Source organism: Leptothoe sp. EHU-05/26/07-4, from assembly GCF_043421015.1.
GTDB lineage: Bacteria > Cyanobacteriota > Cyanobacteriia > Phormidesmidales > Phormidesmidaceae > Leptothoe > Leptothoe turfae.
In genome coordinates this window covers 552,914-565,401 of sequence record NZ_JAXSQV010000007.1, presented here as the reverse complement: position 1 = coordinate 565,401, position 12,488 = coordinate 552,914, and the positions used below count along the sequence as shown (strand labels likewise).

The 12,488-nt window shown below is 46.8% G+C and carries 12 protein-coding genes; 3 read left to right on the top strand and 9 right to left on the bottom strand.

Features of this window, described 5'->3' with window-relative positions; translation table 11 throughout:
- Nucleotides 1–26: 26 nt before the first annotated feature.
- The 4 genes from U2F10_RS26955 to U2F10_RS26940 form a co-directional block, all read right to left on the bottom strand.
- The gene (locus tag U2F10_RS26955) at nucleotides 27–791 is read right to left on the bottom strand and encodes a carbohydrate ABC transporter permease (protein WP_250565374.1); all 765 of its coding nucleotides are present in this window, start codon (nucleotides 789–791) and stop codon (nucleotides 27–29) included.
- Between the two features lie 80 nt (nucleotides 792–871).
- The gene (locus U2F10_RS26950; RefSeq protein ID WP_163702121.1) at nucleotides 872–1,729 is read right to left on the bottom strand and encodes a Tab2/Atab2 family RNA-binding protein; all 858 of its coding nucleotides are present in this window, start codon (nucleotides 1,727–1,729) and stop codon (nucleotides 872–874) included.
- Nucleotides 1,729–2,607: a S1 RNA-binding domain-containing protein gene (locus U2F10_RS26945; protein ID WP_499060080.1), complete on the bottom strand. Its 879-nt coding sequence runs from the start codon at nucleotides 2,605–2,607 to the stop codon at nucleotides 1,729–1,731. The genes U2F10_RS26950 and U2F10_RS26945 overlap by 1 nt, the downstream gene beginning before the upstream one ends.
- A gap of 197 nt (nucleotides 2,608–2,804) precedes the next feature.
- Complete coding sequence (locus U2F10_RS26940; RefSeq protein ID WP_499873800.1) at nucleotides 2,805–3,548, bottom strand: dienelactone hydrolase family protein; 744 nt, start codon at nucleotides 3,546–3,548, stop codon at nucleotides 2,805–2,807.
- Between the two features lie 333 nt (nucleotides 3,549–3,881).
- On the opposite strand from U2F10_RS26940, the gene U2F10_RS26935 reads away from it, so the two are divergent.
- Nucleotides 3,882–4,868, top strand: a complete 987-nt coding sequence (locus U2F10_RS26935; RefSeq protein ID WP_023075400.1) for a GntR family transcriptional regulator — start codon at nucleotides 3,882–3,884, stop codon at nucleotides 4,866–4,868.
- Here the strand turns inward: U2F10_RS26935 and U2F10_RS26930 are convergent.
- From U2F10_RS26930 to U2F10_RS26920, 3 genes are all read right to left on the bottom strand, one after another.
- Entirely contained in the window at nucleotides 4,865–6,016 is a 1,152-nt protein-coding gene (locus U2F10_RS26930) for a bilin-binding protein (protein ID WP_499873799.1), read from the bottom strand. The genes U2F10_RS26935 and U2F10_RS26930 overlap by 4 nt on opposite strands.
- 122 nt (nucleotides 6,017–6,138) lie before the next feature.
- On the bottom strand, nucleotides 6,139–6,516 hold the full coding sequence (locus U2F10_RS26925) for a hypothetical protein (protein ID WP_163702128.1): 378 nt from the start codon (nucleotides 6,514–6,516) through the stop codon (nucleotides 6,139–6,141).
- A 629-nt stretch (nucleotides 6,517–7,145) separates the two neighbouring features.
- On the bottom strand, nucleotides 7,146–9,356 hold the full coding sequence (locus tag U2F10_RS26920; protein WP_499873798.1) for an NACHT domain-containing protein: 2,211 nt from the start codon (nucleotides 9,354–9,356) through the stop codon (nucleotides 7,146–7,148).
- Between the two features lie 546 nt (nucleotides 9,357–9,902).
- Here U2F10_RS26920 and U2F10_RS26915 point away from each other — a divergent pair.
- Entirely contained in the window at nucleotides 9,903–10,640 is a 738-nt protein-coding gene (locus tag U2F10_RS26915) for an SIMPL domain-containing protein (protein WP_163702132.1), read from the top strand.
- Nucleotides 10,641–10,688: 48 nt separating this feature from the next.
- Here the strand turns inward: U2F10_RS26915 and U2F10_RS26910 are convergent, their stop codons facing one another.
- Nucleotides 10,689–10,892 carry a tautomerase family protein gene (locus tag U2F10_RS26910; RefSeq protein ID WP_490795753.1) on the bottom strand — a complete coding sequence of 68 codons (204 nt, stop codon included), beginning with the start codon at nucleotides 10,890–10,892 and terminating at the stop codon, nucleotides 10,689–10,691.
- A 49-nt stretch (nucleotides 10,893–10,941) separates the two neighbouring features.
- Here U2F10_RS26910 and U2F10_RS26905 point away from each other — a divergent pair, with 49 nt between their 5' ends.
- Nucleotides 10,942–11,499 carry a GNAT family N-acetyltransferase gene (locus tag U2F10_RS26905; protein WP_499873797.1) on the top strand — a complete coding sequence of 186 codons (558 nt, stop codon included), beginning with the start codon at nucleotides 10,942–10,944 and terminating at the stop codon, nucleotides 11,497–11,499.
- 44 nt (nucleotides 11,500–11,543) lie between these two features.
- Here U2F10_RS26905 and U2F10_RS26900 read toward each other — a convergent pair whose 3' ends face one another.
- The gene (locus tag U2F10_RS26900) at nucleotides 11,544–12,383 is read right to left on the bottom strand and encodes a DUF6816 family protein (RefSeq protein ID WP_499873796.1); all 840 of its coding nucleotides are present in this window, start codon (nucleotides 12,381–12,383) and stop codon (nucleotides 11,544–11,546) included.
- Between the last annotated feature and the right edge of the window lie 105 nt (nucleotides 12,384–12,488).

Sequence of the window (12,488 nt, the reverse complement as noted above, 5' to 3'; positions counted from 1 at the left end):
TAGAAGCGCAGCTTACCCCTTCAGTATCAACCTTTAACGCCGCTGCTAGCCTCGCTAGGGACAATGTAACGCTGCATAATCACAAAAAAGAGCAGGATTGGGGCAGTGGCAATGACGGAACCAGCCGCAATTAAGCGCCAATCTAGGGAGAAGCTGCCGGCTAATCGGGCAACTCCCAAGGGGAGGGTGTAATATTCAGGTCGATTGAGCACGAGTAGCGGCCACAGGAAATCGCCCCAGGAGCCAATAAAGACGAAAATGGCTAAGGTTACCAGGGCTGGACGCACAGACGGAATCATAATGTGCCACCAGATGCCGAGCTCTGAGCACCCATCAATGCGGGAGGCTTCTTCAAGTTCTTTGGGCACGTTCTGAAACGCCTGACGCATCAGGAAAATGCCAAACGCAGAGGCAATGGCTGGAAAAATCACGCCCAGATAGCTATTGGTGAGGCCCAGCTGTACGGTGAGAATGTACAGCGGAATCATCACAATTTGGAACGGGATGAGAATAGTGGCAACTATCAGTGAGAATATCAGCTCTCGCCCGCGAAAGTTTAGCCTGGCTAAGGGATAGGCTGCTAGGGAACAGAACAGTAAGTTCAAAACTACTGTAATGGTCGCAATCAGAGTGCTGTTAAAGAAGTAGCGACCAAAGGGATTGGTCTGCCATACGTTGACAAAATTTCTAAAGGTCGGCTCTTGGGGGATAAACCGAGGTGGGAATTCGAAAATGTTTTCGGTACCTGATTTGAAAGCGGTGCTGATCAGCCAGAGGAGGGGCAGCAGCATTGCGATCGCAATTCCCCCCAAAAGCGCATAAATCAAGACAACTTCCCACCAACGCTTTTGCTTTAGCACGGTCTATCCCCTTAGCCAAACGAGCGTTTTTGCATGAGCCAAAACCCAGCAAAAGACTCCGAGTCAGGATTATCTTGCACCGCCACAAAATGCACCTGATTCGCCTCCTCCTTAGCAGCCATGAACCTCTCAGCTTCCTGCTTCAGTTCAGGCCGATTCAGACTGGCCATAATCCAAGTGTCATTGCTGCCAGTTTCTAGCAACAGCTGGGATATCTGACCGATTTGCACATCCAAATAAGCCATCTCCAACCCTGACATCCAGCCCGCTAATGGCAGGGCTCGTTCTGAAAAAATCAGGATGCCAGGCACCATGGTATCAGGACCAATCCCAGCCAGTTCCAGGGGAAACGCCTCACCAAAGCCAATCTCCCACTCTGGCATATCGGCAAATTCCTTCGCTGGCAGGCTGACCATGGCCCAGCGCTGCCCTATTAAGGCATCAGGTAAAGGTCGAGCAACTTCCACAGGTTGCACTGTCGCAGGTGATTTCCCCTCCTGGTAGCCAGGTTGCTGGGGATAAAAATTTTCCTGCCGGTCTTCAAGCCAGGTCTGTAGAGTCAAGGTACGACGACTGAGACGAGCCGAAACACCCAGTTCATCACAGGCACGCTTGATCATATTCTGCATCTGATAGCGAAAGAAGCGAATCTGTGTGGGAGATTCTCCTGATTTTTCAATGGCTTCCTCTATCGCCTGTTGTAACTCAATGGAGTTAACCTGCTTGTTCGAAAGGAATTTACTGTAGCGAATCCTAGAGCTATCAGCAACGGATTGTGCCCCATCACAGAGAAGCACTTCCCATCGTTTTTTTTGATTGTCATCTAAGACCGGGCGCGAGTAAAAATCCAGTTCCCATACGCTACCCATTAACCGTCTTGCTCCGCCAGTAGTTTGCCTGGATCTGCAGCTCGTTCAGGAGCTTCAGCCATTAGTTTATCAGCCTCTTTAAGAATCTCGCCAGGATACTTTTCTAACACCTTGGTGGAAAGGCTGATACGACCTCTCTCTTCATCCAGGTTCAGTACCACCGCCTTAACCGGCTGTCCTACTTCAAAGACATCGCCAATGGAGGGCACAAAACTCTTGCTGATTTGCTTAACATGGAGCAGACCTCGCACACCATCAAAATCAACAAACACACCAAAGGGTTTAATGGAACCGACTTTGCCATCGATCAGCTGACCTGGATTGAGTTGACCTAAAGCAGTGGTGCGAGCCGCATTACGGCCTGAGAGCACCAGCTTATTATTTTCTTCGTTAACTTCTAGAAATGCGACAGAAATTGTGTGCCCTACCAATGTGGTCAGGTCCTCAGGAGGGTTTACCAGATGAGAGCGAGGGACAAAACCACGCAATCCTTCCACATCTGCGATCACGCCCCCCTTATTCGTGCCGGTAACAGTGACATCAAGGATGTCTTTATTAGCTTCACGTTCTACCAGGTGGGCCCAAACTTCCTTAATTTCTAATTTACGAATGGACAGAATTACCTGACCGTTGGCATCCTGATCACGCACAATCAAAAACTGCCGTTCACTGCCAATGGGCACTGCTTCTTCGAGAGTGACGCTAGAGCTAACGGAGGCTTCACGGGCGGGAAGGAAGGCTGCTGCTTTACCACCAATGTCTATATAAGCACCATCGTCAGTATGGCTATCCACTTTGCCCGTAACAACTGCTCCCTTTTGGAAGTTAAAGTCATGTTGATCAAGGGCCTTGAGAAAATCGTCAGCAGAAAAGGTCAACGGTCTATGGCCTGTCAGGACAGGCTCCCATAAAAAAAGTCAGTTTTCCAAGTGTAAGCTAATTTTCGCGTACCGAAATCTTAATTTTTAGGTGTGGTAAGACGTAGGCTGGGTACAGCCATTTGGTTTGCCCTTTAAGCAACTATAGAAAACGTTAAAACCCAACAAACCCAACTCTTAATAAAAGAACACCGTAATCAACCAAGCTTCTCGGCAAATAATGCCTTTAGCTTTTCCCAAGCATCGGCGGCAGCATCGGGATTGTAGCTATCGCGCCGATCGCAGAAAAATCCGTGGGCGGCACCTTCGTATTCAAAAATTTCATGGTCGATATTGGCCGCTTGTAGAGCTGAACGTATTTGCTCAACTGCTTCAGCCGGAATAGAGCCATCTTCGCTGCCAAAGAAGCAGTAAAGGGTGCCGGTAATGTGTGGGGTGCGATCTAAAGCAACAGGGCCAGGGCCAAAGGCCGTGTCGGGAATACCCGCACCATAGAAGGATGCGATCGCATCCGTATCCCTTAGAGTGGCTGCCAAATAGGCCACATGGCCACCAAAGCAAAAGCCAATACAGCCAACACCACCATCTTTTACCTGGGGCAGGGTCTTGGAGTAGTTGATAGTGGCTTGGATATCGCTAAGTAGTTCATCAGCTTTGGTTTGCACCTTATACTGACGGCCCACCTGAATATCTTCAGACGTATAACCAGTTTCAAAGCCAGGGGCCTGTCGATGGTACAGCGCGGGGGCGAGGGCGACATACCCCTCTCTGGCGATCCGTTCGGTCACATCGCGAATGTGGCTATTGACTCCAAAAATTTCCTGTAGGACAACGACTGCGCCAAAAGGACCATCACCGTCGGGCATGGCGACATAGACCGGGAGAGTCATATCATCGCTTTTGACCTCAATGGTTCGAGTCTCAATCGTTGGAGTGGTCATGGTTCCATTGCTCTAGTTGATCGCTCCTATTCTGCCGCCCCATGGCCTCTTTGTCCCTTGCACATCTGTAAACGGTATCTGAGGGGATGGCAGTGAAGCATGCCATCAATATTCGGGTTCCCAATCATAAGTCAGACCAACGATCATTTATTAAGCAGCGCCTCGACTGTGAATTTTTGTTTCCTATGACAGTTAAATGACAATTGTCACATCTCAAAACCCGGTTTCGCGAGTAACCTCTATGTAATGTTGGGTAGCCTGGTTGTGGTTGGAGCTATTTCTAGGTACCAAACCGCATAAATTTTCTTACTAGACGGCAACTGAGCGCGATCTATGGTGCAATTTCACATTCAGACTGATAGCGAAATTCCAGCTTCTACCCAGCTCTACGATCAGATTTGGTTTGCGATCGCATCCCGCCAATATCCACCTGGATATCGGTTGCCCAGTACTCGTCAGTTGGCCATGCAGACAGGGCTACACCGCAATACCATCAGTAAGGTATATCGCCAGCTGGAGGAAGCCGGAGTCGTTGAAGCCCAGCCCGGCTCTGGTATCTATGTGCGCACCCAGGGCAGCGTAGAAATTGACAAGCCCCGGTCACCGCTACTGGCCCAGTTCCCGAAGGCCCAGGAACTGGTAGAAAGCAGTTTGGATGAATTGCTGCGTCAGGGTTGCTCTTTGCATCAGGCCCGCGAGCTATTCTTGGGAGAAATTGACTGGCGGCTACGCTGTAGTGCCCGAGTGTTGGTCACCACACCCCGTCAGGATATTGGTGCAGGTGAGCTCATGGTGCGCGAACTGGAGCAGGCACTACGAATTCCCGTACAGCTAGTGCCCCTGGAAGAACTGGAGGATGTGCTGTCCCAGACACGTTCCGGGACCGTTGTGACCAGCCGCTACTTTATTAATGAAGCAGAAGCGATCGCAGCACCGAAGTCTGTGCGGGTGATCCCCATCGATATTTACGACTATGCCGAAGAGCTAGGCCAGCTGAAGGATCTCCCGAAAGACACTTGTCTGGGACTAGTCAGTCTCAGTTCAGGGATTCTCCGAGCCGCTGAGGTACTCTCCTACAGTTTGCGTGGCGATGAGATTCTGGTAATGACAGCACAAACCGAAGATGAACAAAAACTCTCGGCGGTTGTGCGCAGTGCCCAAACCATCGCTGCCCTAGACAAAGCCAGCTTCCCAGCCATTAAAGAAGCCTTGCAAGCAGCTCGAGAAGACATCATCCGCCCACCAAAAGTGTTCTGCTGTGAAAACTATATCGGTGAGAAATCCATCGAAGTGTTAAAGCGAGAATTGGGCCTGGATTAATTAGACGTCCCAGTCAAGTTGGCAGCGTCTACAGCATCAGATGTCTGTAGCTGAAGTAAAGCCACTTGCTCTTCTTGGGGTTGAGCATTTAGAAATAAAGACTCAATAATGCCTGCCTGTTTCTTAAATATTGCCCGTTCATGAGGTAGGAGCTGTTCTAGGATTGTTTTGATAATTGTTTGTACCCCAAAGTTAACCAGCTCCCATTGAACATCAGTTAATGAGAACACCTGTAGGCATAGCGGCAAGAGTTGTTTCTCGATCACCGATGAACTATCCTCCAAAACACATAGCCAAATGTAGGCCTGAAACATATTTAGATCACGTAGGCTAGAGGCTTGAACAGCCGCAGATTGAATTCTGCCTTGACTACTAATGTGTTTAGGGAAAGTTTGTAGCGCCTGCTGATAGGTATATGCCGAGATTGAGCTTATCTGCGGCATCATTTTTCTTGCTACAGCGAGTGACTGCGTCATATTGGATGTGGATGGAACGATTGAACAGATGCGTTGCCATGGCATACACATCAACTCATCTAAGACATGTAGGTAGGGAACTAACCAAGTGCAATCATAGGGCGTGAGATGACTTAAAATGCGTTTTCGGGTCAGATGTAGTTGGGTTGTCATAAACCCAACTAGATGATGATTGACAGATGAAAAATAGACAGCTTTGAGTTCGCGTAATAGAGGACCCACCGTCAGCATCAAGCTTGCAAAGTGGGGAATGACTAGGTCTACGGCCTCTAACCGCCTCTCCTCTGAGTCAATCACATGTATATAGTCAACAACAGGTGAAAAGATAAAAGATTTTTCGTAGGAGTCAATTAATACTGCATAAATTTGCTTGATTTTAAGGCTGAGTTCCTGTAATTCCCAAATATCAGGAACCGGCGAAAGTTTTTTTGATAGAAGTTGTTGTGTGTCTACAGCTGCTAGAGCACAGTCCGATTCTAAATGATGATTAATATTAAAAGAGGTAGCTTGGCGTGCTTCATCGGTGATTGATGACCGCAGACGCTGCTCAACATGATTTCTAACGTGATGAGAAATCTTATGGAACTCTGGTAGGTACCGGGCAATCCATATCTTCAGTAGTTCATTGTTGATGTCAGCTCCTGCAGCTTGAACGCGCTTGAACTCATACATGCTGAAGAAAATTTAATGTGCTAATTATGATCTACGCTGCGATACATTGCTTTTCTAAAATGTTTAGCACCTATCCTCTCAGCGTAGACCTAAGGTTTTATAAAGTTGCTGGCGCAACTAAACTACATCCGTAAATTCTTTTCAATCTGGCGTAGTTTAATCCGAGCTAGACCTAAATTAGCCTTCTCTCGATCCAGCACGAGGTAAAAGAAGACACCTTCAGCTAAATCGCATATACGCAGCAAATGATATTGGTTTGCAAGAGTAATTAGGATGTCTTCAATGGGTGATGTAATCCCTAGCCCTTCACGAGCTCTGTTTTTAGCCTTAATCACTTCGGCGTTAAGAGCGACGGCTTGTTCTAACTTGACAGAAGAGAAAGCTTGTTCATTCCGACTAGCCTGTCCCAATGAAAAACCTGTACTCCAATCTCCAATAGCGGCTCCGATAGTGCCGTCGATATTTAGAGCACTTTGAATAGATTCTTTAATATTGTCCATATACGGTGAATAACCTCAATAATGATTGTTCAAGTTACAGATGGGATATGCGTGAGTTCTAATAAATTAAATTACTGCAACAACTTTCGAGAGGCCACAGTTATTCTGATTGTTAGAACAAAGAGATTTAGATTTTGCACAGTAAATGCACCGATTGCTGCCATTTCTCGATAAATATCGTTCTCTCGCCGTATGTCCAATGACATAATCTAGCTTACATATTGAGAATTATCTATCTTTTATCAGCTTGTCAGTTTGCTAGAAAGCAAGCAATATTCTAAGAGTCATCTTATTTGTGTCTTAACATATGGACATCATGATTTAAAGTTTAAGCTAGTTACATGATAAAAAACCTGTTTTTAAGGCCCAAAACCCTTTCATGAGAGAAGCTTCAGAATCAAATCAGATCTTTCCCATGAATCTCATGAACAATACAATTTGGCATTTTTACCTGGCTTTCTGACTGGGTAAAGGTTGATGCTAATCGACAGATTGATAAGGAATAACGCTGGGATGTCTAATCGCAGGGAACGATTTAACTAACGATGCAGAACAAGCTAATGCTAAGGGCAGGAACCTTTCCCTGATAGCCAAATCTAACAGAACTCTGTGAGCTCAACGATTGTAGTTCATGCGTGCTTTGCTAACGATGGCTGTACTGTATTCATGCCTACCCAGTTGGGCTCTCCTAATGCTCTATGCTCGGTGGAGGCAGTCACGAGTCGTGATTCGATGCCTGCCCAAATTTGAGGCGATACTCTGACAGCCATTTGCTTGCACCGTACCATCAGCTCACAGATGTAAAAGTAATCAGCCAGTGCTTGGGCATCCGTCGGTGATAAATGCCAATCATCGGGAGAAATACCTAGGCTACTAAACCATAGCTTGAGAACTCTGGCTTGAAATATCTGTTTTTGATACTCAGACGTTTCTTGGGTAGGAATGCTGGATTTAAGTGTTTGCAACCCTTTAAGTAGGTCTAAGCAATTGACAGAGGTGAAGATATTAAGGCGAGCAAAGCGTTTAGCGAGGGTAATACCCCGTGAGATCGCACGGGTAATATCTAGATCAGACTTATGAACACGGGTAAGGGCATGGTTAAGGGTTAGCGTCCGTGCCAGATTCATCTCAATTATGCGAGCATGGTCTGGATCAAGGACCAAGGCTAAGGCGCGAGCCCGCTCAAGGATATGGGTGCGAGCCAGGTCACGATTGAGTTCGCGATTCAGGGCCAGAGCCAGGTAAATAGCGGCTACTCGTTTAGCTACAGGACGAAAGCTACCCAGGGAGTTATTGGTTGATGCAGCTGCCCACTGCCCCAGACGTTGCAGCTTGATAGAGTTAAGGCATTGGTTCGCCTTGTGTTCGAGAGCTTCTAACAAATGGTTTGCCCCTTGTTTACCGGTCAATAACCCTGGCGTTAACAACAACACTTCACGCCAGCGTCTATCGGTAGCATGGGCCGCAATCACACTATCCCAGTGGTGATTATCTGCCAAACATTGAGCCGTGAGATATTCTTGCAAAGTCAGATGAGAGAACGAATAAGCATCTTCAGCACGCTCGACTAAAATACCTTGCTGCACCTCAATGGCTTGTAAGACAGCTTCCCCATCTAGAATTTTGGGTACATTTAGATTGCTAGCCAAAAAGTCTTTAATTTGAGCTGTTAGCTCTCGCCGCGAGAAAAATAAACGATTGGACTCAAAGCCAGCAAAGGCAATTTCAGATAACAGTCCTTCTTCCAGCTCAATACTCAGACCTTCATAGATTTCATCGCGATTGATCCGCTTTTCTGCGGCCCATTCCTCTAAAAGGATACGTAATGCCCGTTGATACAGGCTGCTACGATTAGCAGGAAATCGCTGTGAGCGGTCGTAGACAAGGCATAGAAAGGTTAACAGTAAGGGAGTGTGGGCTAACTCTTTGGCAGCTCTATTTTTCTCTTCTTGTAATGTCTCCCAGCATCTTTGGCTGGTGCCACGTTCTGCATCTTGTGCACTACTAAACCAATTTTTAATAAATTGCTCGATTTGTTCATTGTCAAAATCGGCCATACCCACATCACTAAACCGAGTAAAACCACCGTGGTAGGCTGCGGTTCGGCACGACCCTATAAATCGGTTTTGATCATAGCGATCAACAAAATTCTGGATAGTGCAGATAACATTATCGAGATTTGCAGTGGGCACCTCATCCAGACCGTCCAATAAAATCAGCAATTTCCCCTGTCTTAGGGCCTGTTGAACAAATTCATTAGGGGCAGGAAAACCACAGTGACGAAACTCCTCGGAGATCAGCATTTCAATGTCAATGTTATCGGTCTCAAAGCGTTTCAGTTCCAGTAACACAGGAATCTTTCGATGGTGATATGCGACGTGTCCGTGATGAAATGTTCGTAATGCTTCCAGACCTAACTTACGCAGGAATGTTGATTTGCCTGCTCCGGGTGCACCTAAAACCATCAGATATTGCTTTTCGTTAGCCACATCAATACCCGAACGTTTTTCATTACTGTTACGTCGGCCAATGGAGCTACGAAATCGAGTTTTTCGATACTGTTGTTCTAATGCCTGAGGAGATTCAAACCCTAGAACATCATCTTCATCAAGAAATTTTACGCCTGTGTAAACCTTTGCAAGGTCTACGGGTTCGCGCATTCCTAACACTTTTAGCTGGCAGTGACGCTGCCTGTAGGTATGAACATATTTCCTTGATGCATTAAAGAATAGGTTGCGTATTTCAGCAACAGCCTGACTGCCGACTTTCGGCAAAAGATTAAATGCAAAGCTGGCAATGCCGTCCGCGACTGGTTCCGCCAGCAGTTCTAAACCGGTCATATTCGTTGATTGTTACGCCATGAACCATTGTGCCAATGTTCTGCATTCTCGGGGAGAGGGGGAAGTGACCTGGTTATCTACGCTCAGGGGGTAAGACACTTGGTGTTAAGTCGATAGTGTAGGGCTCGTAGACAAGATAGAAGATCCTCGCATACTCAGAAAGTATAGATTGCATTATTCTTCGCTTACTTTGTACGTAGGTGATTCTAATTAGTTACAGATGTCAAGACCCCTTCCGTCCCCATTTTTTGGGAAGACTAGCTCCGAAGCCCTCCAAGATTGGGAGTTTTGAGAGTAACTTCTAGAGGTTAAACAGCTTGTATATATTTTAAAAGAATTGAACTGAGCTCCTTAATTGGAAAATAAAACCTCTGATAATTTTGTTTTTAGGATTGATGATTTTATTGTTATGAATATTGAGTGTAAGGCTATCAACAATCTCATTGGGTAAATGGTAACAACTGGATAGTGTTGCAATTTAAGATCACCTTGCGGAAAAATCCCATCTCACCGGGGATCACTAGACAAGTAAATTCTGAAAATCGTATGCAACGACTAGCAAAAATCGGGCAGCGACTGCTGCCATGGTTACTGACTGCACTCATTCTGATGACCGTAGGCGGTTTACCCGCGTTGGCTCAAGGGGCCTCTACACCACCACGCATCATAACCGTAACCGGTCATGGCCATCACACAGCACCGACTACCCTAGCAGAAATCACCTTAGGAATATCTGATAAAGGCGATAGTGCAAAAGCGACCTACACGCAGCTAGCAAAGCGCACATCTGCGATCGCAAAAACCTTGAAAGCCCGCAAAGTCGACAATATTAAGACATCTAATGTTCATCTTGACCTCAAATATGGTCGTGATGGCAAACCGCAAAAAGATGAGTATGAGGCCTATAGAAACATAGAATTTCAGGTACCTGCCGACGAAATTGGGGTGTTGGATAATGCGATCGCACTCAACATAGACCGTATTCAAAACATTCGCTATCTAGCGAACGAGAAAGACCTCCTAGCCGCCCGCGATCAAGCCCTAGAAAAAGCAATTACCGATGCCCAAGCCCAAGCTAAAGTAGCCCTCGACCAGCTGGGCTTTAGCCTTGAAGATGTAGTCGATATCCAGGTGAACGATGCCATCACCCAAGCACCGGGAGTTGATGCTGTTCCTAAAGGTGATGGCTATGCCAGCGGTAGTTGGTCTGCTGCTAGCAGCCTGGCCGTAGAAGATGGGGCGCAGGCTGTGGATGTGCAAGTGACATTGAAGGTGCAGTATTAGAGACTGCTGGGCACTCCCCATTTCCCACGCCCTAAATTACTAGGGACCTCACTGTTGCTGTTGCTGTTTCCAGGTGTCAGTTAGTAAGCCAGAATAGCCCCAGTCTTCTTCTTTAATTTCCTGGATGACGATGTGAATGTGCTCGGGCTTTTTCCCTAGCACACGTACTAAAGAATCAGTCACATCCTTGACTAGCGCTGCTTTCTGGGCTCGTGTTGCCCCAGCTGTAATCTGAATATTGACATATGGCATAGCGATAGTTGAGGAGTAATATAGTGGCGAAGGGTGCTGTGTCTATTGTATGTTTTCCCACTGGATTGATGACCGGCTACAGTTGCGATCGCTCCAGCTAACCGATGCTAATGAGCTTTTTGCACTCACCGATGCAAACCGCGACTATCTGCGTCGGTGGTTGCCATGGCTAGATAGAACAACGACATCAGCTGATACCAGAAATTTTATTCGCAATGCGATAGAACAGTTTGGCGATACGGAAGGAGTTGTTGCAGCCATCTGTTACAACAATTGTATCGCAGGCATCATTGGTTACAATCACATTGATTGGGACAACCGCATTGGCCATATGGGCTACTGGCTAGCATCTTCTCACCAAGGCAAAGGGATAATGACCCGGTCCTGCCAGTATATGGTTGACTACTCATTTGCCACCCTCTATCTCAATCGCATTGTGATTTGTTGTGCCACTGGTAACAGACGCAGTCGAGCCATTCCTGAGAGATTGGGCTTTACCCATGAAGGCACGGCCTGCGAAGCAGAGTGGCTATATAATCGCTTTATTGATCATGAAGTTTATGCCATGTTGCGCAGCCACTGGCAACGTTACGAAGAGTTTTTATAGGCAATTACCAACAGAGAACAAAGAATTGTTGATGCTGTTGTTGCTTAACGATTGTTAGTTACTGGATAAAGCTCTAAACCATAGCGATAAAGAGCAACGGGGCGATCCATTGCCTTAAAGTAATCCGGATCTTGGGGTGATAAATATATGGCCGTCATCTGGTCGGCCACAATATGGTCTTCTTGGTAATGATAGGCCGTTGTGTTTTCCACTTCGTTTAAGTACACCGTTGGTCGGCCACCCCGAAAAAACTGTTGAAAGACTTCAGTGGTGATAAACGTATGGTTGTCAGGCTGTTCTACTGCTCGTCCGGTCACTGTAGACACCAGCTGCTGATTGTCCTTTAAGAAGGTAATTTGACGATTGGGATCTTCAGGATCAACATTAACAGCTTTAACCCAATCATCTCCTAAATATGCTTTGGCCAGACTCATGCCATTAAAAGCGCGATCTGACACCACACCTTCTGTCGTTTTTAATGGCCGATTGAGAAATTTACCCTGGGCAACCCGTGTCTTTTGAAAGTGAATATCCGCTTCAATGGGCATATCCAAAAACTGACGATTCCCTTCAAATCCTGGTGTAATCACCTCTGGGGCGACTGGTGCTGCCATCGCCAAAAGCGTTGAGGTCATCCGCCATGAACCGTCCATCCAAGCTGGGTAGACCAGGTCTCCTGCTGATGGCTGTACAGGTGGTTTGGTGGACCAATGGGGAAACGCCGAGACTCGCTCAGCCAGGGGGGTGGCCATGGCTTCACCGCTACACAGCAGCCATACTAAAAATAGCAGTGTGAACCAGACGAGTTTGCGCCGTAGCCGCAGTCGTTGTCGCTGTCGCAGCAGCTTCAGAAAAAAACGATGCATGATTGGGTTGATGACCATAGCACCAGTTTAGTCCTATTAATAGCTGGGAAGGCTGAAAGAATCAGCTGATGCAGTCATCAGATGACTGCATCAGGAGTAATTCTAAATTATCGACAGTGATTG